Origin of the sequence: Rhodococcus sp. T2V, from assembly GCF_029269925.1 — a bacterium.
Taxonomy (GTDB): Bacteria; Actinomycetota; Actinomycetes; order Mycobacteriales; family Mycobacteriaceae; genus Rhodococcus_F; species Rhodococcus_F koreensis.
In genome coordinates, this window is sequence record NZ_JARJBD010000444.1 from 1 (window position 1) to 351 (window position 351).

Consider the following 351-nt stretch of genomic DNA (forward strand, 5'->3'; position numbering starts at 1 on the left):
GAGTCCTCGACATAGCCGAAGGAGTTCTGATCGCGCTGCGACGCTGCACATCCGGCGAGGCGATCACCGACCAGATCCCGGTTGTCGCCCGCTTCGCGCACGGCCGGGTGTGGTACCCGCCGCTGATCGGACCCGCCATACGAAAGTGCCCCCCGGGCTGGGTGAGGTCTCTAGTCGCGAACAGCCCTGGTACCGATGAGAAACGGTTCAGGCCTCGGCAACGATCAACTCAGGGGGTGGCTCCGCCACCGCCCGTCATCTGGTCGAGGATCGCCTGCTGTGCCTGCATTTCCTCCTCCTCGGTGATCTCACCGCGTTCGCGGGCCTCCTCGAGTTCCTCGAGCGCCCGGC

The 351-nt window shown here is 66.4% G+C and carries 1 pseudogene; it reads right to left on the reverse strand.

What is annotated here, in order from left to right:
* Positions 1-229 precede the first annotated feature (229 nt).
* Positions 230-351: pseudogene (locus P3H15_RS55710) on the reverse strand (gas vesicle protein G); the annotation flags it as partial.